This is a genomic window from Streptomyces sp. NPDC046261, from assembly GCF_040646235.1.
Lineage (GTDB): Bacteria > Actinomycetota > Actinomycetes > Streptomycetales > Streptomycetaceae > Streptomyces.
Genome location: NZ_JBEYZU010000013.1, coordinates 1 through 20854 on the forward strand (window position 1 = coordinate 1; position 20854 = coordinate 20854).

17 protein-coding genes are annotated in these 20854 nt (G+C 74.2%); 11 read left to right on the plus strand and 6 right to left on the minus strand.

Annotation, left to right across the window (positions count from 1 at the left end):
- Positions 1-71: 71 nt before the first annotated feature.
- Positions 72-908, minus strand: a complete 837-nt coding sequence (locus ABZ956_RS21685) for a siderophore-interacting protein (protein ID WP_361895999.1) — start codon at positions 906-908, stop codon at positions 72-74.
- A 52-nt stretch (positions 909-960) separates the two neighbouring features.
- Positions 961-1998 (minus strand): ABC transporter substrate-binding protein, encoded by a 1038-nt coding sequence (locus tag ABZ956_RS21690; RefSeq protein ID WP_361896002.1) that lies wholly within the window; start codon positions 1996-1998, stop codon positions 961-963.
- A gap of 54 nt (positions 1999-2052) precedes the next feature.
- Here ABZ956_RS21690 and ABZ956_RS21695 point away from each other — a divergent pair, with 54 nt between their 5' ends.
- Genes ABZ956_RS21695 through ABZ956_RS21705 form a run of 3 tightly spaced genes read left to right on the plus strand, consistent with a single transcriptional unit; the run spans position 2053 to position 5053 of the window.
- Positions 2053-3114, plus strand: coding sequence for an iron chelate uptake ABC transporter family permease subunit (locus ABZ956_RS21695; protein ID WP_361896004.1), 1062 nt, complete (start codon positions 2053-2055; stop codon positions 3112-3114).
- Positions 3111-4175, plus strand: a complete 1065-nt coding sequence (locus ABZ956_RS21700; protein WP_361896007.1) for an iron chelate uptake ABC transporter family permease subunit — start codon at positions 3111-3113, stop codon at positions 4173-4175. Before ABZ956_RS21695 ends, ABZ956_RS21700 begins: the two co-directional genes overlap by 4 nt.
- A gap of 26 nt (positions 4176-4201) precedes the next feature.
- A complete protein-coding gene (locus ABZ956_RS21705) occupies positions 4202-5053 on the plus strand; it encodes an ABC transporter ATP-binding protein (RefSeq protein ID WP_361896010.1) in 852 nt (283 codons plus the stop codon).
- Here the strand turns inward: ABZ956_RS21705 and ABZ956_RS21710 are convergent.
- Positions 5001-5348, minus strand: coding sequence for a sterol-binding protein (locus ABZ956_RS21710; RefSeq protein ID WP_361896013.1), 348 nt, complete (start codon positions 5346-5348; stop codon positions 5001-5003). The genes ABZ956_RS21705 and ABZ956_RS21710 overlap by 53 nt on opposite strands.
- A gap of 69 nt (positions 5349-5417) precedes the next feature.
- On the opposite strand from ABZ956_RS21710, the gene ABZ956_RS21715 reads away from it, so the two are divergent.
- Genes ABZ956_RS21715 through ABZ956_RS21725 form a run of 3 tightly spaced genes read left to right on the plus strand, consistent with a single transcriptional unit; the run spans position 5418 to position 7403 of the window.
- Positions 5418-5654, plus strand: coding sequence for a hypothetical protein (locus ABZ956_RS21715; RefSeq protein ID WP_361896016.1), 237 nt, complete (start codon positions 5418-5420; stop codon positions 5652-5654).
- A 13-nt stretch (positions 5655-5667) separates the two neighbouring features.
- Positions 5668-6474, plus strand: coding sequence for a TlyA family RNA methyltransferase (locus ABZ956_RS21720; protein WP_361896381.1), 807 nt, complete (start codon positions 5668-5670; stop codon positions 6472-6474).
- A complete protein-coding gene (locus ABZ956_RS21725) occupies positions 6471-7403 on the plus strand; it encodes an NAD kinase (protein ID WP_361896019.1) in 933 nt (310 codons plus the stop codon). Before ABZ956_RS21720 ends, ABZ956_RS21725 begins: the two co-directional genes overlap by 4 nt.
- 15 nt (positions 7404-7418) lie before the next feature.
- On the opposite strand, the gene ABZ956_RS21730 is transcribed toward ABZ956_RS21725, so the two are convergent.
- Entirely contained in the window at positions 7419-8846 is a 1428-nt protein-coding gene (locus ABZ956_RS21730; RefSeq protein ID WP_361896022.1) for a S41 family peptidase, read from the minus strand.
- Positions 8847-8967: 121 nt separating this feature from the next.
- Between ABZ956_RS21730 and recN the strand changes: the two genes are divergently transcribed.
- Both recN and ABZ956_RS21740 read left to right on the plus strand, forming a co-directional pair.
- The gene (recN, locus tag ABZ956_RS21735) at positions 8968-10719 is read left to right on the plus strand and encodes a DNA repair protein RecN (protein WP_361896025.1); all 1752 of its coding nucleotides are present in this window, start codon (positions 8968-8970) and stop codon (positions 10717-10719) included.
- A gap of 189 nt (positions 10720-10908) precedes the next feature.
- On the plus strand, positions 10909-12045 hold the full coding sequence (locus ABZ956_RS21740; RefSeq protein WP_361896028.1) for a glycosyltransferase family 4 protein: 1137 nt from the start codon (positions 10909-10911) through the stop codon (positions 12043-12045).
- Here the strand turns inward: ABZ956_RS21740 and ABZ956_RS21745 are convergent.
- Together ABZ956_RS21745 and ABZ956_RS21750 are read right to left on the minus strand one after the other, a co-directional pair.
- Positions 12042-13646: a PucR family transcriptional regulator gene (locus ABZ956_RS21745; RefSeq protein WP_361896031.1), complete on the minus strand. Its 1605-nt coding sequence runs from the start codon at positions 13644-13646 to the stop codon at positions 12042-12044. The two genes, ABZ956_RS21740 and ABZ956_RS21745, sit on opposite strands and share 4 nt — an antisense overlap.
- Before the next feature lie 58 nt (positions 13647-13704).
- Positions 13705-15507 carry a glycoside hydrolase family 15 protein gene (locus tag ABZ956_RS21750; RefSeq protein WP_361896034.1) on the minus strand — a complete coding sequence of 601 codons (1803 nt, stop codon included), beginning with the start codon at positions 15505-15507 and terminating at the stop codon, positions 13705-13707.
- Between the two features lie 467 nt (positions 15508-15974).
- Between ABZ956_RS21750 and ABZ956_RS21755 the strand changes: the two genes are divergently transcribed.
- From ABZ956_RS21755 to ABZ956_RS21765, 3 genes are all read left to right on the plus strand, one after another.
- Positions 15975-17621, plus strand: coding sequence for a CTP synthase (locus ABZ956_RS21755; protein WP_361896384.1), 1647 nt, complete (start codon positions 15975-15977; stop codon positions 17619-17621).
- A 76-nt stretch (positions 17622-17697) separates the two neighbouring features.
- A complete protein-coding gene (locus tag ABZ956_RS21760; protein WP_361896037.1) occupies positions 17698-18333 on the plus strand; it encodes an NUDIX hydrolase in 636 nt (211 codons plus the stop codon).
- A gap of 187 nt (positions 18334-18520) precedes the next feature.
- Positions 18521-20728, plus strand: a complete 2208-nt coding sequence (locus tag ABZ956_RS21765; protein ID WP_361896040.1) for a tetratricopeptide repeat protein — start codon at positions 18521-18523, stop codon at positions 20726-20728.
- The last annotated feature ends 126 nt before the right edge of the window (positions 20729-20854 follow it).

A 20854-nucleotide genomic window follows, 5' to 3' on the forward strand; every position in this document is an offset into this window, starting at 1 on the left:
AGTATCGACTTGTCGAGATAGCGGGACCGGACGGGCTGATTTTCAGCCCGTCCGGCGCTTGAGGACCGGGGTCAGCCCAGTTCTGCCAGCAGGTCTTCCTCCGTGGCGCCGCGGCGCCAGTAGCCGGTGAAGGTGACCGTGCGGCGGTCGAAGCCGCGGTCCGTGACCAGGTGGCGGCGGAGGGTGCGGATCGTGCCGGATTCGCCGGCGATCCAGGCGTAGGGGGTGCCGGAGGGCAGGTCGGCCGAGCGGACGGCGTCGATGACGGGCTGGTCGCCGGGGGTGTCCCGGATCAGCCAGGTGATGTCGGCGTCGGCGGCCGTGGGGAGGTCCTGGACGTCGTCCGGGTGCGAGACCTCGATCCAGACTTTGGCCGGGGTGCCCGCCGGCAGCCAGGCGAGGATGCCGGCCGCCGCGGGCAGCGCCGATTCGTCGGCGGTGACCAGGACCCAGTCGGTGCCGTCCGGCAGCTGGAAGTCGACGCCGCCGTTCTCCTCGGCGACCGGGCCGAGGATGGCGACCCGGTCGCCGGGGCGGGCGGTGCGGGACCAGTGGGAGGCCGGCCCGCTGTGCCCGGTGCCCTCGCCGTGCTGGACGAAGTCGACGTCCAGCTCCGCGGGTTCGTACCGCAGCTCGCGCACGGTGTACGAGCGCATGACGGCCCGCACCGCCGGGTCCTGGGTGCGCCACTCGGCGTACCAGCCCACGCCCAGGTCGTCGGGGAGCACCGGCGCGTCCTGGCCCGGCTGGGGCAGGAACAGCTTGAAGCGCTGGTCGCGGCCGCCGGTGACCATGTCGCCGAGGCGGTCGCCGCCGAAGGTGACGCGGACCAGGGCGGGGCTGATCCGCTCGGTCCGTATGACGTGCAGGTCGAACCAGCGGTAGGGCGGGGGCGGGGCGTCGGTCATCGCGGGAGGCGGTCCTTTCGGGTCGGGCGGTCAGGTGCCGGGGGCCCCGGGGTCAGGAGGTCTTCTTCGCCTTCTCGATCGCGGCGGCGAGGCCCTCCAGGAGCGGTGCGCAGCCGGCGTAGGAGAAGCGCGGCTCGCTGAGCCAGGGGCTGACCTGCCCGGCCTTGACGGCGGGGAGCTGCTCCCAGGTCGGCTTGGTGGCGAGGTCCTTGGGCTGGAGGGCCGAGGTGCGGCTGTCGAGCAGGATGAGGTCGGCCTTGTACTTGTCGGCGTTTTCCCAGCTGAGGCTCTCGAAGTAGCCGCCCTGGTCGAGCTTCTCGGGGACGACGAAGTCGACGCCGAGCTCGCGGAAGTACATCAGGTCGGCGTTGACGGCCGGGTTGGAGACGTAGAACAGGTCGGCGCTGCCGGAGGCGGCCATGACCTTGACGGGGTTGGCCTTGGCGGCCTTGCGCAGGGTTTCGGCGGCCTTCTCGAAACGGGCCTTGGCGTCGAGGACCTTCCGGGCCTTGAGGTCGGCGCCGAGGGACTCGGCCAGGGCGGCGTAGCGCTTGATGGGCTCCAGCATGGAGACGCGGGCGGAGGTGAGGCCGACGCTGGGGGCGAGGCCGAGGATCTTCTTCTTGCTGTCCTCGGGCACGTACCAGAGGGCTTCCGGCTCGAACATGTTGCTGATGAGCAGCTCGGGGTTGAGCCCGGCGTACTTCTCGATGTTGAACTCGCCCCAGGCGTTGCCGAGGATCGTCAGCTTGTCGACGTCGAGCTCGCCGGCCTGCGGGTCGGGCTTGCCGTTGCCGAGCTTGGTGGGGCCGAAGACGCCGACGCACTCGACGCCGAAGTCGTGCAGGGCCGCCGCCGTGCCGGTGAAGGCGACGATCCGCTTGGGGGTCTTCGGGGACTTGGCGGTCTGGCCGCGGTCGTCCTTGAAGCTCCACGCACCGTCCTTGGCCCCCGCCGCACCGGAGCTCTTGCCTTCGTCGGCGCCTGACGTTCCGCCACCGCACGCGGTGAGCAGGGCGCCGAGGCCCAGGGCGCCACCCGCGGCAAGGAAGCCGCGGCGGGAGGGAGCTATGGTGCGGGTGGTGCTCATGGGTAGTGCTTCTCTCACTGAGGGGGGAGTGTGAGGGTAGGCTAACCTAACCAGGTGTTGGTCGACAGTCCCCCCTCCCCTGGTCCCCCCACCCCCGTCGCCGCCCCCGAAGCCGCGCCTCGCCGCCGGGGCGCCGTGCACGCGGTGGGGCTGCTCGCCGCCACGGGCGCCCTGCTGCTGGTCGTCGCGGCGTCCATCGCCATCGGCGCCAAGCAGATCCCCCTGGACCAGGTCTGGCACGCGCTGTTCCACTCCACCGGCAACGCCACGGACGTGGTCGTACGGGACGTACGCGTCCCCCGCACCCTCCTGGGCGTGCTCGCCGGCACCGCGCTCGGCCTCGCCGGAACCGTCATGCAGGCCCTCACCCGCAACCCCCTCGCCGATCCCGGGCTGTTCGGCATCAACGCCGGGGCCTCGGCCGCCGTCGTCTCCGGCATCAGCTTCCTCGGCGTCACCTCGCTGACCGGGTACGTCTGGTTCGCCTTCCTCGGCGCGGCGCTCGTCTCCGTCGTCGTCTACGCCCTGGGCGGCAGCCGCGGCGCCACGCCCGTGCGCCTCGCCCTGGCCGGCACCGCCGTGACCGCCGCGCTCAACGGCTACGTCTACTCCGTCCAGCTGATGGACTCCGCCGCCCTGGACAGGATGCGCTTCTGGACGGTCGGCTCGCTGGCCTCCGCCAACTCCGCCCTCGTCGCCCAGCTCGCGCCCTTCGTCGCGGTCGGCGTCGTCGTCGCCCTGACGCTGGCCCGGCCCCTGAACGCCATGGCGCTGGGCGACGACCAAGCCCGCGCGCTCGGCACCAGGCTCACCGCCACGCGCGTCCTCGCGCTGGGCTCGGTCACCCTGCTGTGCGGGGCGGCCACCGCCGCCTGCGGGCCCATCGTCTTCGTGGGGCTGATGGTGCCGCACGTCGTCCGCTCGTTCACCGGGCCCGACCTGCGCTGGGTCCTGCCGTACGCGGCGATCCTCTCGCCCGTCCTGCTGCTCGGCTCGGACATCGTCGGCCGCGTCGTCGTACGCCCCTCCGAACTGCAGGTCGGCATCGTCACCGCGCTGATCGGCGGGCCCCTGTTCATCCACCTCGTACGGCGCCGGAGGATGGCCCAGCTGTGAAAGCCGACCAGACCACCACGACCACGACGACCGTGAAGGCGCTGCGCACCCGCGGCGGGCTCTCGGTGCGCGTGGACCCCCGGGCCGCGCTCGTCGTGCTGCTGCTCGTCGCCGGCGCGCTCGCCGCCTCCGTCGCCCTCATCGGCACCGGCGACTACCCCATGGCACCGGCCGACGTCCTGCGCACCCTGACCGGCGGCGGAACGACGGCACAGGAATTCATCGTCCACGACCTGCGGCTGCCGCGGGTCCTGGTCGGCCTGCTCGTCGGCGCGTCCCTCGGGCTGGCCGGCGCGGTCTTCCAGTCCGTCTCCCGCAACCCCCTCGGCAGCCCCGACGTGATCGGCCTGGCCCAGGGCTCGACGGTGGGGGCGCTCCTGGTCATCGTGCTCTTCCAGGGCGACACCACGGCGGTCGCCCTCGGGGCGGCGGGCGGCGGCATCGTCTCCGGAGCCGCGATCTACGCGCTGGCCTGGAAGAAGGGCGTACACGGCTACCGCTTCGTGCTCGTCGGCATCGCCACCTCCGCCGTCCTCGTCGCCGTCATCGGCTACCTGCTCACCAAGGCCAACCTCACCGACGCCGCCCGCGCCACCATGTGGATGGTCGGCTCCCTCAACGGCCGCGACTGGGAGCAGGTGTGGCCGCTGACGGCCGCGTGCGCCGTGCTCGTCCCCGTCGTCCTCGGCCACGGCCGCGGCCTGAAGATGCTGGAGATGGGCGACGACTCGGCGTACGAGCTCGGCGTGCCCGTCGAACGCACCCGCCTGGTGAGCATGGGGGCCGCGGTGCTGCTCACCGCCGCCGCCACGGCCGCCGCCGGGCCCATTTCCTTCATCGCCCTAGCCGCCCCCCAGCTCGCCCGCCGCCTCACCCGCTCCCCGGGCCCGGGCCTGATAGCCGCGGCCTGCACGGGCGCGACCCTGCTCGTCACCGCCGACTGGGCCTCCCAGCACCTCTTCGGCGCGGACCGGCTGCCCGTCGGAGCGCTCACCGGCATGCTCGGCGGCGCCTATCTGCTGTGGCTGCTGTTCACCGAGCGCAAGGCGGGACGGATATGAGCACGCACAAGGACAGGAACACCCCCATGAGCCGACTGACCGCCGAAGCCGTCACCCTCGCCTACGACGGGCGGGTCATCGCGGAGAACCTCTCCGTCGCCGTCCCCGACCACTCCTTCACCGTCATCGTCGGCCCCAACGCCTGCGGCAAGTCCACGCTCCTGCGCGCCCTGTCCCGCATGCTCAAGCCCGCCGCCGGCTCCGTGCTGCTGGACGGCGCGGCCATCGGCTCCTACCCCGCCAAGAAGGTCGCCCGCACCCTCGGGCTGCTGCCGCAGTCCTCCGTCGCCCCCGACGGCATCACCGTCGCCGACCTCGTCGCCCGCGGCCGCCACCCCCACCAGGGGCTGCTGCGTCAGTGGTCGCCCGAGGACGAGCGCGTCGTCGAGGAGTCGATGGCGGCCACCGGCGTCGCCGCCCTCGCCGACCGGTACGTCGACGAGCTCTCCGGCGGACAGCGCCAGCGCGTGTGGATCGCCATGGCCCTCGCCCAGCGCACTCCGCTGCTGCTCCTGGACGAGCCCACCACCTTCCTCGACATCCAGCACCAGATCGAGATCCTCGACCTGTGCGCCGAACTCCACGAGGAACAGGGCCGCACCCTCGTCGCCGTCCTGCACGACCTCAACCACGCCGCGCGCTACGCCACCCACCTCATCGCCATGCGCGACGGCACCGTCGTCGCCGAGGGCGCGCCCGGCGAGGTGGTGACGGCCGAGCTCGTCGAGCAGGTCTTCGGGCTGCGCTGCGAGGTCATCGAGGACCCGCAGACGGGCACCCCGCTGGTCGTCCCGGCCGCCCGCCGGCGCCGCACGCCCGCGGCGGCTACAGGATCGCCCGCAGCCGCAGCACGTCCCGCAGGCCCGCCTTCAGCTTGACCCGGCCGCTGGCCCAGGCACGCGCGAAGTTCAGCTTGCCGTCGACCAGGGCCACCAGGTCGTCACCGGTCATCTCCAGCCCGATCTCGGCCCGCTGCTCGGGCGTGCCCGGCACCGTACGCACCTCCTTGATATGGCCCTCCCGCAGGTGGCCCACAAAGGTGACGTCGAGATCGGTGACATGGCAGCTGAGCGAGCGGTCGGGCGCGGCGACGCCGCGGAGCTCGCCACTCGCGCCCGCGAGGTTCTCCGCCAGCCGGTCGAGCGCCTCCAGGCACTCATCGATGGTCGCCATCGCCATGGACGGTACCGCAGCGGGGCCGGAACGCAGGAGATGTCCCCGGCACGGGGTAGCGTCGGAACCATGACCGATCCGACGCAGCCGCCCACACCGCAGCCCCTCGGCGTGGAGCGCACCCCCACCGGCGACGCCGACGTGGACGAACGGCTGGCCCGGCTGGCGGACGCCGACCACCTCGACGTGAGCGGTCACCTGCAGGTGTACGAGGATGTACACCAGGGCCTGCGCGACGCGCTCACCGCGCTCGACCAGCGCCCGGGGCCCCAGGGCCCCACGCGTCCGTACGACAACAGGAGCTGAACCGCACGTGGCAGTGACCCGCCGCCGACTCGACGCGGAGCTGGTGCGCCGCAAGCTGGCCCGTTCGCGCGAGCACGCCGGCCAGCTGATCGCCGCAGGCCGCGTGACCGTCGGCGGAGCGACGGCCACCAAGGCCGCCACGCAGGTGGAGACCAGCGCCGCGCTCGTCGTCACCCAGGACGAGAACGACCCCGACTACGTCTCGCGCGGCGGGCACAAGCTCGCGGGCGCCCTCGCCGCGTTCGTACCGCTCGGGCTGAAGGTCGAGGGGCGGCGGGCGCTGGACGCCGGCGCCTCCACGGGCGGCTTCACCGACGTCCTGCTGCGCGCGGGCGCCGCCCACGTCGTGGCGGTCGACGTCGGCTACGGACAGCTGGCCTGGTCCCTGCAGAGTGACGACCGGGTCACTGTGAAGGACCGTACGAACGTACGCGAATTGACGCTGGAGCAGATCGACGGACAGCCGGTCGACCTGATCGTCGGCGACCTGTCGTTCATCCCGCTGGGCCTGGTGCTGCCCGCGCTCGTGCGCTGCGCCGCGCCCGACGCCGACCTGGTGCTGATGGTCAAGCCGCAGTTCGAGGTCGGCAAGGAGCGGCTCGGCTCCGGCGGCGTGGTGCGCAGCACGCAGCTGCGCGCCGAGGCGGTGCGCGCGGTCGCCGCGCGCGCGGCCGAACTGGGACTGGGCGTCCTGGGGGTCACCGCCAGCCCGCTGCCGGGCCCGTCCGGCAATGTCGAGTACTTTCTGTGGCTGCGCGCCGGTGCGCCCGACCTGGACCCGGCGGACGTTGACCGTGCAGTGGCGGAGGGGCCCCGTTGACCACTTCAGAAGCACCATCGGCAAAGCCGTCCGGACGTACCGTCTTCCTGCTCGCCCACACCGGCCGGCCGGCGGCCATCCGCAGCGCCGAGCTCGTCGTCCAGGGCCTGCTGCGCTGCGGCATCGGGGTGCGGGTGCTGGCCGAGGAGGCCGCCGACCTGCCGCTGCCGGGCTCGGCGGAGCGCGTGGACCCGGGACCGGGCAAGCCGGACGCCCTGGAGGGCTGTGAGCTGCTGATCGTCCTCGGCGGCGACGGCACGCTGCTGCGCGGCGCGGAGTTCGCCCGGCGCTCGGGGGTGCCGATGCTGGGCGTCAACCTCGGGCGGGTCGGCTTCCTCGCCGAGGCCGAGCGCGACGACCTGGACAAGGTCGTCGACCGGGTCGTCACGCGCGCCTACGAGGTCGAGGAGCGGATGACCCTCGATGTGCTCGTGCGCACCGACGGGCACGTCGTGCACACGGACTGGGCGCTGAACGAGGCTTCCGTCGAGAAGGCCGCCCGCGAGCGGGTGCTGGAGGTCGTCACCGAGGTCGACGGCCGGCCCGTCTCCCGCTTCGGCGGGGACGGCGTCGTGTGCGCCACCCCGACCGGATCCACCGCCTACGCCTTCTCCGCGGGCGGGCCCGTGGTCTGGCCGGAGGTAGAGGCCCTGCTGATGGTGCCGATCAGCGCCCACGCGCTGTTCGCCAAGCCGCTGGTGACGGCGCCGGACTCGGTGCTGGCCGTGGAGGTGCAGCCGCAGACCCCCAACGGCGTGCTGTGGTGCGACGGGCGGCGGACCGTGGAGCTGCCCGCCGGGGCCCGGGTGGAGGTGCGGCGCGGCGCCGTGCCGGTCCGCCTGGCCCGGCTGCACCACGCCTCCTTCACGGACCGGCTGGTGGCGAAGTTCGCGCTGCCCGTCGCGGGGTGGCGCGGGGCGCCGCACTAGGGCAGGGGCGGGCCCTCACCGGCCCGCCGTCAGCCGCCTGCGGGCCTCCGTCAGGGCCGAGTCGCGCCCGGAGGCGAAGTCGGAGTCGGTGAAGACCGGAACGCGGACGTGCGGCGCGATGCCGTCGCCGTCGTACGTCGTCCTGCCGTCCGCCGCGGCGAGGAACTCCTCGTTCGGCAGCCCGAAGCGCCACCCGTTCGGCAGCCGTCGTTCGAGGACGTCGGAGAACGACCCGTTGGTGTTCTGCCCGATCCGTACGACGCCGGGCGTACGGCCCATGAGCGCCTGGGTCGTGGTCTCGCCGGCGCTGATCGTCAGGCGGCCGGTGAGGACCGCGACGGGGCCCGTGTAGACGGCGCCCCGGTGCGGAACGACCCGTACCGGCTCGGCCGGCGTGAACCGGCGCGGATCGCCGGGATCGTTGCGCGCGTGCTTGAGGTACGCCGTGTACGGGCGGTTGGTCAGCCGCTCGGCGACGCGCAGGCCGAGCCGGTCGGAGCCGCCGCCGTTCAGGCGCAGGTCGAGGACGAGGCCGCGCAGGGCGCCCGGTCCGGCCGTGCGCCGCGCGGTGAAGACGGCGTCCAGGGCGCGGTCGAGCTCGGCGCTGTCCGCCTCGAAGGTGTGGTCGTCGGTGTAGTTGACGAAGCCGGTCAGGCGCAGATAGCCGATCCCGTCCGGCAGCTCGGCGAAGGAGATCTTCCCCTTGCCGTGGCCCCGGCCCCACTCCTGGAGGCGGGAGGCGCCGACCTGGTCGGCGACCGACGTGTCGATCTTCTTGACCAGTTCGGGTGAGGGGAACGGGGTGTCGGCGCGGTGCCCGCCGAAGCAGTTGCCGGGGTCCGCGTCGCAGGGGCCCTTCATCAGATACGTGTGCCCGTCGTGCAACGGCTCGATCATCTTCGTCAGGACCGCGAACAGCTCCTTGTCCGTGGTCCGGTCGGTGATCTGCGGCCGGTAGCGGTCGCGGACGGCCCGCCAGTCGACGCCCTTCGCACCGAAGAAGGGGTAATTCTCCGCATACGTCTGCCAGAAGGTGTCGAAGACGGCCCGCGGGTCCTTCGCCGGGTCCGTCTCGCGGCAGGCGTCCGGCAGGGCGGCGAGGCGCGACAGCGTGCGGTGGCCGACGCTCCCCGCGTAGCCCAGCCGCGCCCGGCCCGGGCCCGCCGGGGTGACGGTGGTGGTGGCCGTGCGGGTCAGGTCGGTGACGTCGCCCGGCAGGCAGCCGGCCCCCGCCGTCTCGTACTCGCGCAGCCGCCGGCCACCGTCCTCGATGGCGACGACCGTGCCGTAGCCGTCCATCCGCCACACCCCGTCCAACGCGGCGGCGGAGGACGCGCCAGGGGTGGCGGCGAGCGCGCCCCGAGCCCCGCAGAACGTGGCGAGGGCGACGGATGTGGTGAGAACGAAGGTGGCGGCGCGCCGGCCACGAACGGAATTGATCATGTCTTCAGCCTGACGTCCCAAGGGGTGCGGGGGCGATGGAGCGGTCACCCGGAACGGTGGTGGGGCTGTCCCCAGGGTGTCCGGTGGGGGAGGCCGTCGCGAGGGGACCCCGGAACCTCGTATGGTCGTATCCGTGTTGGAGGAGATGCGGATCCGGTCCTTGGGCGTCATTGACGACGCGGTGGTCGAGCTGTCGCCCGGTTTCACGGCGGTGACCGGCGAGACGGGCGCCGGCAAGACCATGGTCGTCACCAGCCTCGGCCTGCTGCTCGGCGGACGCGCCGACCCGGCGTTGGTACGGGTGGGGGCCAAGGCCGCCGTCGTCGAGGGGCGGATCGCCGTCGACGGCGGCTCGCCCGTGGCCGTACGGGCCGAGGAGGCCGGCGCCGAGCTCGACGACGGCACGCTGCTCATCAGCCGCACCCTCTCCGCCGAGGGGCGCTCACGCGCCCATGTGGGCGGCCGCAGCGTGCCCGTGGGGCTGCTGGGCGAGCTCGCGGACGACCTGGTGGCCGTGCACGGCCAGACCGACCAGCAGGGGCTCCTGCGCCCCGCACGCCAGCGCCAGGCCCTGGACCGGTACGCCGGTGACGCGGTCGCCGCGCCGCTGGCCAAGTACGCCGACGCCTACCGCCGCCTGCGCGCGGTGACCGCCGAGCTGGCCGAGCTGACCACCCGCGCCCGCGAGCGCGCCCAGGAAGCCGATCTGCTGCGCTTCGGCCTCGACGAGATCGCCGCCACCGAGCCGCTGCCGGGCGAGGACGCCGAACTCGCCGCCGAGGCCGAGCGGCTCGGCCACGCCGAGGCCCTCGCCTCCGCCGCCACCGTCGCGCACGCGGCGCTGGCCGGCGACCCCGAGGACCCCGAGGGCGTCGACGCCCGCACCCTCGTCGCCGGCGCCCAGCGGGCCCTGGAGGCGGTGCGCTCCCACGACCCGGCCCTGGCCGCCCTCGCCGACCGGATCGGCGAGCTCGGCATCCTGCTGGGCGACGTGGCCGGGGAACTGGCGGGCTACGCCTCCGGCCTGGACGCCGACCCGCGCCGGCTGGCCGCCGTCGAGGAGCGCCGCGCCGCGCTCACGCACCTGACCCGCAAGTACGGCCAGGACATCGCGGAAGTCCTCGCCTGGGCCGAGACCGGCGCCGCCCGGCTGAGCGAGCTGGAGGGCGACGACGACCGCATCGGCGAGCTCACCGCCGAGCGCGACGCGCTCCGCGCCGAGCTCGGCGACCTGGCCCAGCTGCTGACCGACGCCCGCACGGAGGCGGCGAAGCGATTCGCCGACGCCGTGACCGCCGAACTCGCCTCGCTCGCCATGCCGCACGCCCGCGTGACCTTCTCCATCCGCCAGAACGAGGTGGCCGACGCCGCCGCGGGCATCGACGTCGGCGGCCGCGCCGTCGCCTACGGGCCGCACGGCGCCGACGACGTCGAGCTCCTCCTCGCCTCGCACCCCGGCGCCCAGCCGCGGCCCATCGGCAAGGGCGCCTCCGGCGGCGAGCTCTCGCGCGTCATGCTCGCCGTGGAGGTCGTCTTCGCCGGTTCCGACCCGGTGCCGACGTACCTCTTCGACGAGGTCGACGCCGGCGTCGGCGGCAAGGCCGCCGTGGAGGTCGGCCGCCGGCTGGCGCGGCTCGCGCAGAGCGCGCAGGTCGTCGTCGTCACCCACCTTCCGCAGGTGGCCGCCTTCGCGGACCGGCACCTGGTCGTGGAGAAGACCCACGACGGCGCCGTCACCCGCAGCGGGGTGCAGGCGATGGAGGGCGAGGCCCGGGTGCGGGAACTGTCACGGATGCTGGCAGGCCAGGAGGACTCGCAGCTGGCACGGGCGCACGCGGAGGAACTGCTGGAGGCGGCCCGGGCGGGGCGCTGATGCTGCCGCCCGCGGGGCGGGCCGGAAACGGCCGGAATCCCCAAAGTGGGTGAATCCGGGGATCTGCGGGCGAGGTAGGACGGGCCACCCTCGGAACGGTGGTGCCGGGATGCCGGTGGAGGCTGGCATCCTGGGCTCAGCACCTCGCCGTACGCCACCGCCCGACGTCGACACAGGAGCTTCCCCCGCGTGAGCAGCACACCCGGCCCCTCGCACGGGCGGCCGCCTCTGCACGCTGTTCAGGTCCTGGGCAGCGGGAGCGCGGGAAGCGGCGCGCACGTGCGGTCGCTGGCGGACGGGCTGGTGGCCCGGGGGCTGCGGGTGACGGTGTGCGGATCCCCGGTCGCCGCCGAGCGGTACGGCTTCACGGAGGCCCAGGCGACCTTCACACCGCTGCGCACGGGGACGAACGCCCTGACGGTGGCCGCCCTACGGGCCGCGAGCGAGGGCGCCGACGTGGTGCACGCGCACGGCCTGCGCTCCGGCGTGCTGGCCGCGCTGGCGCTGCGCGGCAGGCCCACACCCCTGGTGGTCACCTGGCACGCGCCGGTACGCGTCGCGGGGGCGCGGTCCCACGTCGTACGGCTCATGGAGCGGCAGGCCGCACGGGCCGCGGCCGTGGTGCTCGGCGCCTCCCCGGACCTCGTCGACCGGGCGCGGCGGCGCGGCGCCCGCGACGCCCGGCTGGCGCCCGTGGCGCTGCCCGCGCCGACCTCCGTGCCCGAGGAGGACGAGAACCTGCGCGACAAGGCCCGCGCCGAACTCGGCGCCATCGCCCGGCCCTTGCTCGTCACCGTCGGCCGCCTCGAACCCGGCCAGGGCCACGGGCCGCTCCTGGACGCCGCCCGCGCCTGGCGGGAGCTGGACCCCGAGCCGCTGCTCGTCATGGCCGGGGAGGGCGGCGAACGCCCCCGCCTGCAGCGCCGGATCGAGGACGAACACCTGCCGGTCATGCTCCTGGGCAGCCGGGACGACGTGCCGGAGCTGCTCGCCGCGGCGGACGTCGCCATCCTGCCCAGCCGCTGGGAGGCCCGCTCCCTGCTGGCCCAGGAGGCGCTCCACGCGGGCGTGCCCCTGGTCGCCACCTCCGTCGGCGGCGTACCCGATCTGCTCGGCGACGCCGCCGAACTCGTCCCCTACGGGGACGCCGGGGCCCTCGCGGACGCGGTGGCCCGCCTCCTCGACGACCCGCCGCGCCGCGCCCGCCTGGTGGCCGCGGGCCGGCGGCAGGCGGCGTCCTGGCCCACGGAGGACGACACCGTCGCCCACGTCCTGAGCGTCTACGACGAACTCACCGGCGGCACAGGCGACGCCCGCCGCCGCTAGCCGACGTGCCGCCTGGCCCGCAGCGCCAGGCTCAGGGCCAGCACCGCCTCCGGATCCTCCAGGTCCGTGCCGAGCAGGCGCCCGATCCGGCCCAGCCGGTCGTACAGCGTCTGCCGGTTCAGATGCAGCTCCCGTGCCGTCTCCGCCTTGCACCCGCCGCGGGCCAGGAAGGTCTCCAGCGTCGGCAGCAACGGCGGCCGCGACGCCGCGTCGTGGGCAAGCAGCGGGCCCAGGACCCGCTCCACGTACGCCGCCAGGTCGCCGTGCGAGCGCAGCCGCCACAGCAGGACGTCCACGTCGAGCCGCCGCACGTCGTGCCAGGGCCGCTCCGGCAGGCCCTGGGCCGCCGTCGCCGCCTCCGCCGCGTGCCGCAGGCCCGCGCCGGCCGTCGCCCACGTCACCGGGGCGCCGACGACGACCACCGGCGGCCGGGCGGACGCCCGCTCCGCGCCCGCCCGCAGCGCCGCGGCCACGCGATCGGCCACCGCGGCCCGTTCCGCCTCCTCGCGCAGACCGACCAGCAGCGGCACCCGTGCCTCCGGCAGCCGTACCCCCAGCAGCACCGGCATGCCCAGCCGGGAGAGCTCCTTGTGGACCGCCCCCGCCAGGGCCGCCCAGCTGTCCGCCGGCACCAGGTCGGCCGCCATCCGCATCACCACCGGCAGCAGCGGTCCCGGACCCGGCCGGAAGCCCAGGACGCGGGCCTGCGCGGGGGCGTCCGCGGCGTCCAGCCGGTCCTCGGCGAGGTCGGTGAGGAAGTCGCCCCGCCCGCGGGCGGCCAGCTCCTCCTCCTGCCGGGCCTGCAGCAGGACGACCGCCAGCAGCCCGGCCGCCCGGTCCGCGGCGATCCGGTGGACGGGCGCCAGCGGCGCGTTCACCGGCAGCACCGTCAGCCGGGCCCGCACCGCGCCCGGGCCCGGGCCGTGGCCCGGGTGGTGGCCGGGGACGTCGGCGACGACGCTCCCGGGCAGCCCGGCGGCCCGCAGCCCGTCCCAGACCTGGAGCGGATCGGCCGCCCCCGGCGGCGCCGGGGAGGGGCCGGCCGCGTACAGCAGGCGGCCGTCCGCGGCCTGGAGGAAGACGGGGTTGCCCGCGAAGTCCGCGAACAGCCGCAGCACCTCCGGCACCCCGCCACCGCCCAGCAGCACCTCGGTGCAGCGCCGGTGCACGTCCTCGGCACGGCGCAGCAGGGCGTAGTGCTCGTTGACGAGCTCGGTGTGGATCTCCTCGGTCACCGCCACGAACGGCACCTCGTGGTGCAGCTGCACCAGCGGCAGCCCGCAGGAGCGCGCCGTGTCCACCACCGCGGCCGGCAGCGCCGGCAGGCGCGCCCCCAGCTCGACGACGAGGGCCGCGATGTCCCGCTCGGCCAGGCCGCGGACGAAGGCGCGCTGCTCGGCCGGGCGGCTGCCCAGCCCCAGGCCGGTGGTCAGCAGCAGCTCGCCGCCCCTGAGGAGGGCGGCGATGTTCGGGGCCTCGCCGGCGTGCACCCAGCGCACCGGGCGGTGCAGCCGGTCGGCGGCGGCCACCACCTCCGGCAGGCCCCGGCGCAGGGCGGGCAGCTCGAGGGCCCGGGCGACGGTGATGCTGCCTTGTTCCATGGCGGGGAACCTACAGTGCCGCGCACCGCCCCGGGCCGCGACCGCCCCCGGGCCGGCGCTAGCCGCCGAACGCGCTCGACGCCGTCAGCCGCAGCGCCGTGTCGATGAGCGGCACGTGGCTGAAGGCCTGCGGGAAGTTGCCCACCTGCCGCTTGAGGTGCGGGTCCCACTCCTCCGCGAGCAGCCCCAGGTCGTTGCGCAGGGCCAGCAGCTTCTCGAAGAGCTGGCGGGCCTCGTCGACCCGGCCGATCATGGCCAGGTCGTCGGCGAGCCAGAACGAGCAGGCCAGGAACGCCCCTTCGTCACCCTCCAGCCCGTCCACACCGGCCTCGTGGCCGGCGGTGGGGTAGCGCAGCACGAAGCCGTCGGGGGTCGACAGCTCCCGCTGGATGGCCTCGATGGTGCCGATGACGCGCTTGTCGTCGGGCGGCAGGAAGCCCATCTGCGGGATCAGCAGCAGGGAGGCGTCCAGCTCCTTGGAGCCGTAGGACTGCGTGAAGGTGTTGCGCTCCTTGTCGTACCCCTTCTCGCAGACGTCCCGGTGAATGTCCTCGCGCAGCTCGCGCCAGCGCTCGAGCGGGCCGTCGACGTCGCCGGACTCGATCAGCTTGATGGTGCGGTCGACCGCGACCCAGGCCATCACCTTGGAGTGCACGAAGTGGCGGCGCGGGCCGCGCACCTCCCAGATGCCCTCGTCGGGCTCGGTCCAGTGGTCCTCGAGGTAGCCGATGAGGCGCAGCTGCAGCAGCGAGGCGTAGTCGTTGCGGGCCAGGCCCGTCATGTGGGCCAGGTGCAGGGCCTCGGTGACCTCGCCGTAGACGTCCAGCTGGAGCTGGCCGGCCGCGCCGTTGCCGACCCGGACGGGGGCGGAGTTCTCGTACCCCGGCAGCCACGGCAGCTCGGCCTCGCCCAGCTCGCGCTCGCCGGCGATGCCGTACATGATCTGCAGGTTCTCGGGGTCGCCGGCGACCGCGCGCAGCAGCCACTCCCGCCAGGCGCGGGCCTCCTCGCGGTAGCCGGTGCGCAGCAGCGAGGACAGGGTGATGGCGGCGTCCCGCAGCCAGGTGTAGCGGTAGTCCCAGTTGCGGACCCCGCCGATCTCCTCCGGCAGGGAGGTGGTGGGGGCGGCCACGATGCCGCCGGTGGGCGCGTACGTCAGCGCCTTGAGCGTGATCAGCGAGCGGACGACGGCGTCCCGGTAGGGGCCGTGGTACGTGCAGTGGCCGACCCACTCGCGCCAGAACTCCTCCGTGGCCTCCAGCGACCCCTCCGGGTCGGGCAGGGCCGGGGGCTCGCGGTGCGAGGGCTGCCAGCTGATGGTGAAGGCGATGCGGTCACCGGGGGAGACGGTGAAGTCGGAGTAGGTCGTCAGGTCCTTGCCGAAGGTGTCGGCGGTGGTGTCCAGCCAGACCGAGTCGGGGCCCGCGACGGCCACCGTGCGGTCGCCCACCTTGTGCACCCACGGCACGACCCGCCCGTAGGAGAACCGCATCCGCAGGGCGGAGCGCATCGGCACCCGGCCGCTGACGCCCTCCACGATCCGGATCAGCTGCGGGGCTCCGTCACGCGGCGGCATGAAGTCGATGATGCGGACCGTGCCGCGCGGGGTGTCCCACTCGGATTCGAGCACGAGGGAGTCCCCCCGGTACCGGCGCCGGTCGGCGACCGGCGGCGCCGCCCCCGAGGGGTGGGCCGGGCCGATCCGCCAGAAGCCGTGTTCCTCTTCGCCGAGCAGCCCTGCGAACGCCGCATGGGAATCGAATCGGGGCAGGCACAGCCAGTCGGCCGTGCCGTCCCGGCAGACCAGTGCGGCGGTCTGCATATCGCCGATGAGTGCGTAATCCTCGATACGCCCGGCCACGTCATCTCCAGTCGAACGGCATCTCAGGACCCCGGGGGGCCTTGGCGGTCAAGCGATCTTCGACGAGCTCTTTCCGGAAGGGGAGTCCCCCCCTGGGCACCCCCGGCGGTGGCTGGGGGAGGCAACTGGGGGAAGGCGGGATGCGCCGTGCCGGCCGGCTCGCTGCGTGTGTCCGAGCAGGATACGACGCGGAGTTGGGACACGCGCGACGGTTGGGAGTTGAATCTGTGCCGAATGGGTGGCCTGATGCGTACCCCGCACACGCCCGCCGACACGTCCGTGACGCACGGTCCCGGGGCCCGTCGCGCCGCGTCACCGGACGCGTACGGCCCCGGGCGCTGATACCCTGGTACCCCGTGGACCGGTGGGCGCAAGACCCCCCAACCGCAGCGACGGCACCCCCGAAACCAACCGGGTGATCGCCGGAACGCACCCTCACTCGCGACCACGGGAGCCCCCCTTTGGCCATTGCAGCAAAGCCCACGACGACCAAGCACCTCTTCGTCACCGGGGGTGTCGCTTCTTCGCTCGGCAAGGGACTGACGGCCTCCAGCCTGGGCGCGCTGCTCAAGGCGCGGGGTCTGCGGGTGACGATGCAGAAGCTCGACCCGTATCTGAACGTCGACCCGGGCACGATGAACCCGTTCCAGCACGGCGAGGTGTTCGTCACCAACGACGGCGCCGAGACCGACCTGGACATCGGCCACTACGAGCGCTTCCTGGACGTCGACCTCGACGGCTCGGCGAACGTCACCACCGGCCAGGTCTACTCCTCCGTGATCGCCAAGGAGCGCCGCGGCGAGTACCTGGGCGACACCGTGCAGGTCATCCCGCACATCACCAACGAGATCAAGCACCGCATCCGGCGCATGGCCACCGATGACGTGGACGTCGTCATCACCGAGGTCGGCGGCACCGTCGGCGACATCGAGTCGCTGCCGTTCCTGGAGACGGTGCGTCAGGTGCGCCACGAGGTCGGCCGCGACAACGTCTTCGTCGTGCACATCTCGCTGCTGCCCTACATCGGCCCCTCCGGCGAGCTGAAGACCAAGCCCACCCAGCACTCGGTGGCCGCCCTGCGCAACATCGGCATCCAGCCCGACGCGATCGTGCTGCGCGCCGACCGCGAGGTGCCCACCGCCATCAAGCGCAAGATCTCGCTGATGTGCGACGTGGACGAGGACGCGGTCGTCGCCGCGATCGACGCCCCCTCGATCTACGACATCCCCAAGGTCCTGCACACCGAGGGCCTGGACGCCTACGTCGTGCGCAAGCTCGACCTGCCCTTCCGCGACGTGAACTGGACCCAGTGGGAGGACCTGCTGGACCGCGTCCACAATCCCTCGCACGAGGTCACGGTCGCGCTGGTCGGCAAGTACATCGACCTGCCCGACGCCTACCTCTCGGTGACCGAGGCCATCCGCGCCGGCGGCTTCGCCAACCGGGCCAAGGTCAAGATCAAGTGGGTCGCCTCCGACGAGTGCAAGACCCCCGCCGGCGCCAAGCAGCAGCTCGCGGACGTGGACGCGATCTGCATCCCGGGCGGCTTCGGCGACCGTGGCGTCAACGGCAAGGTCGGCGCCATCACCTTCGCCCGTGAGAACAAGATCCCGCTGCTGGGCCTCTGCCTGGGCCTGCAGTGCGTGGTCATCGAGGCCGCCCGCAACCTGGCCGGCATCGAGGGCGCCAACTCCACCGAGTTCGACCCCGCCACCGCGCACCCGGTCATCTCCACCATGGCCGAGCAGATGGACATCGTCGCCGGTGAGGGCGACATGGGCGGCACGATGCGGCTGGGCATGTACCCGGCCAAGCTCGCCGAGGGCTCCATCGTCCGCGAGGTCTACGACGACCAGCCCTACGTCGAGGAGCGCCACCGCCACCGCTACGAGGTCAACAACTCCTACCGCGCGGAACTGGAGAAGAAGGCCGGCATCCTCTTCTCCGGCACCTCCCCGGACAACAAGCTCGTCGAGTACGTCGAGTACCCGCGCGAGGTCCACCCCTACCTGGTGGCCACCCAGGCCCACCCGGAGCTGCGCTCCCGCCCGACCCGCCCGCACCCGCTCTTCGCGGGCCTGATCAAGGCGGCCGTGCAGCGCCAGCAGGGCTGACCTATACGGTTGACCGGGGTGAGCGCCTCCTTCCGGGGGCACTCACCCCGGTTTCCGTATTCGCTGGAGGACAGACATGGCGCACGCACCCATCCATGACACCGCCGAGGAGTGGCAGGTCACCGCCACCGGCACCCCGTTCACCGGCAACAAGACCAGCGTCCGCACCGACACCGTGGTCATGCCGGACGGGACCACCGTCACCCGCGACTACCAGGTCCACCCCGGCTCGGTCGCCGTCCTGGCCCTCGACGACGAGGACCGGGTGCTGCTGGTGAACCAGTACCGCCACCCCGTGCGGCAGCGGCTGTGGGAGATCCCCGCCGGCCTGCTGGACGTCCCCGGTGAGAACCCGCTGCACGCCGCGCAGCGCGAGCTCTACGAGGAGGCGCACGTCAAGGCCGAGGACTGGCGGGTGCTGACCGACGTCTACACCACGCCCGGCGGCTGCGACGAGGCCGTACGGATCTTCCTGGCGCGCGGCATCTCCGACGTCGAGGGCGACCGCTTCGCCGTCGAGCACGAGGAGCTCGACATGCGGATCGACCGCGTCCCGCTGGCCCTGCTGGCGCGCGGCATCCTCGCCGGCGAGCTGCACAACAACAGCCTCGTCGTCGGCGTCCTGTCGGTGCTGGCCGCCCTCTCGGGCGACGGCCTGGACGCGCTGCGCCCGGCGGAGGCGCCCTGGCCGGCCCGCCCCTTCGAGGCCTGACGGCCCGTCGGGGACCGCCGGGAACACCCTCGCCGGTCCGATCGTCATGCAACCCGAATAGGTGATCTTCAGCATGGCGGGTCCGCGTTCCCCGGAGCGCGCCGGGCGGTGAACTAGGCTCGCTGTGTTCCCGACCGCGGCCGCGGCGGGCTCGTGCGTGCAGTGCAGGTGGAACGGGAGTGGACCCGTGGCGGAGCGGACGGTGGAGACCGGCGGACCGGCGGCGGCCCCGCCCGAGCGACGGCTGCCCGCCCCGGGCGCGGGAATGAGCCCCCGTCAGACGCCCGCCCGCGCAACCGGACCCGCGCCGGAGCGGTTCGTCGGGCGGCTGCGCGAGCTCAAGGAGCTGCGCGAGGACATCGTCCGCGCCGGGCTCGACACCCTCTCCGGCCGCAAGAAACCCCGCAGCCGGGTGCTGCTCATCGCCGGCCGCCCCGGCTCCGGCCGCACCGCCCTCGCCGAGGCGCTGGCCCGGCAGCTCGCCACGGAGTACCCGGACGGAGTACTGCGCGCCCGCCTCACGGGTGCCGACGGCGCCCCCGTGCCCACCGAGCGGACGGCGCGCGCCCTGCTCGCCGAGCTCGGCGAGCCCGTCCCCGCGGGCGCCCTGGAGGACGAGCTCACCCAGGAGCTGCGCGCCGCCCTCGACGGGCGGCGGGTGCTGCTGCTCCTGGACGACGCGGCCGGCGCCGAACAGGTGGACCCGCTGCTGCCGGACGAACCCGACTGCCTCGTCGTCGCCGTCTCGCGCGGCCCGCTGACCGGGGTGCCCGACGTACGGCCGTGCACCCTCGGCGGGCTGGACACGGCCGCCGCCGTCGAGCTGCTGGAGCGGTACGCGGGCCCGACTCGCATCACCTGCGACCCGGTCGCGGCCAACGCCGTCGTGGAGGAGTGCGGCGGCCAGCCCGCCGCCCTGGTGCTGGTCGGCGGCTGGCTCGCGGCCCGCACCAAGATGACGATCGTCGACGTCGCCAAGCGGCTGCGGGAGCTGCCGCCCGCCGTCGACGGCTACGAGAACGCCGGCCGGCCGCTCGCCCGGGCCTTCTGGCTCGCCTACGAGGCGCTGCCCCCGCCCGCCGCCCGCACCCTGCACCTCCTCGCGCTGGCACCGGCCGGGCTGCTCGACGCGCACACCGCCTCCGCGCTGGCCGGCTCCTCGCTGGCCACCGCCCAGTCGGCGCTGGAGGACCTCACCACCCGCGGCCTGCTGCGCCTGGAGGCCCCCGAGAGCGCGTCGGGCGCGCTGCCGCCGCAGTACCGGGTGCCGGGCTGCCTGGCGCCGCTGCTCGGCGCGCTGCTGCAGGCACAGGAGCGGCCCGCCGAGATCGAGCTGGCGCGGGCCCGGATGCTGGAGCGCACCGTGCGCCAGCTGCACTCCTGCCGGGCCGCCACGGAGCGGAACGATCCCGCGGTGCGCCGGAGGATCGAGCAGCTGCCCCGGCCGCTGCGCTTCCCCTCGGAGCGGGCCGCCGAGGAGTGGCTGCGGGCCCGGTTGCCGGCGCTGCTGGCCGCCGCGCGCCTGGCCGTGGAGGACGGCCGGCTCGACACCCTCGCCCGCCGGCTGGTCTCCGCGCTGACCCGGGCGCTGACCGCCCACCTGGGCCCCGAGGCGGCGGCACCGGAGCTGTACGGGCTGCACCAGCTCGTCCTCGATGTGGCGCGGCGCTGCGAGATGCCGCTGGAGAAGGCCGCGGCGCTGCTGAACCTCGGCGACCTCGACGCCCGGGGCGGGCGCACCACCGAGGCGCTCGACCGCTACCGCCAGGCGCTGCAGTCGGCGCGCGAGGCGGGTGACCCGTACGCCACCAGCCGCGCGCTGGAGTCCATCGCCGCCGCCCACCAGCAGCTGGGCGACTGGCAGCGGGCGGCCGACTGGTACCGGCGGGGGCTGGAGCTGCGGCTGACGCGGGGTGAGCTCGCCGACGAGGCACGCCTGTACGGGCGCCTCGGCGCGGTGCACAGCTATGCCGGCCAGTGGGCGGAGGCGCTGCGCGACTGGCGGGCCGCGGCCGCCGCCTGCCGCAGGCTGCGGGACCAGCCGGGACACGCCCGGGCGCTGAGCGAGGCCGCCCGGGTGCTGGAGCACGCCGGCCGGCCGCGGGAGGCGCTGCGCACCTGCCTGGAGGCGGTGGAGTGCGCCAAGGGCGCCGGTGACGCCCGGCTGGAGGCGGCGGTGCGGCTGCGGCTGGCGGACACCCTGGAGCGGCTGGGCGACCCGGACTCCGCCGTCGAGCACCGGCGGTCCGCCGAGCGGCTGCTGGGCGCCGGCGGCGGGGGAGGCGAGGCATCGGCGGCGCCACCGGGGGACGCGACGGCCGGGGAGCCCGGAGGACCGGGCGGACCGCGAGGACCGGGAGCACCAGGAGGAGGAGCCCAGGCGGAGGCGCGATAGGGGTTACGCAGGGTACCGGATCTTCGACCTAAGAAATCAGTGGCGCTTGGCGCAAAGATTGGTGCATTGCAAGGCTAGACAGCGCGCAATCCTTCATTAGACTGGCAAGGCCGCGATCGACGCGGT

Bases quoted from the DNA above. Each gene is read 5' to 3' on its own strand.
- ABZ956_RS21745 (WP_361896031.1), bottom strand. From the start codon at position 13,646: ATGGAACAAGGCAGCATCACCGTCGCCCGGGCCCTCGAGCTGCCCGCC.
- ABZ956_RS21690 (WP_361896002.1), bottom strand. From the start codon at position 1,998: ATGAGCACCACCCGCACCATAGCTCCCTCCCGCCGCGGCTTCCTTGCC.
- recN (WP_361896025.1), top strand. From the start codon at position 8,968: ATGGTCGTATCCGTGTTGGAGGAGATGCGGATCCGGTCCTTGGGCGTC.
- ABZ956_RS21760 (WP_361896037.1), top strand. From the start codon at position 17,698: ATGGCGCACGCACCCATCCATGACACCGCCGAGGAGTGGCAGGTCACC.
- ABZ956_RS21715 (WP_361896016.1), top strand. From the start codon at position 5,418: ATGACCGATCCGACGCAGCCGCCCACACCGCAGCCCCTCGGCGTGGAG.
- ABZ956_RS21710 (WP_361896013.1), bottom strand. From the start codon at position 5,348: ATGGCGACCATCGATGAGTGCCTGGAGGCGCTCGACCGGCTGGCGGAG.
- ABZ956_RS21685 (WP_361895999.1), bottom strand. From the start codon at position 908: ATGACCGACGCCCCGCCCCCGCCCTACCGCTGGTTCGACCTGCACGTC.
- ABZ956_RS21730 (WP_361896022.1), bottom strand. From the start codon at position 8,846: ATGATCAATTCCGTTCGTGGCCGGCGCGCCGCCACCTTCGTTCTCACC.
- ABZ956_RS21705 (WP_361896010.1), top strand. From the start codon at position 4,202: ATGAGCCGACTGACCGCCGAAGCCGTCACCCTCGCCTACGACGGGCGG.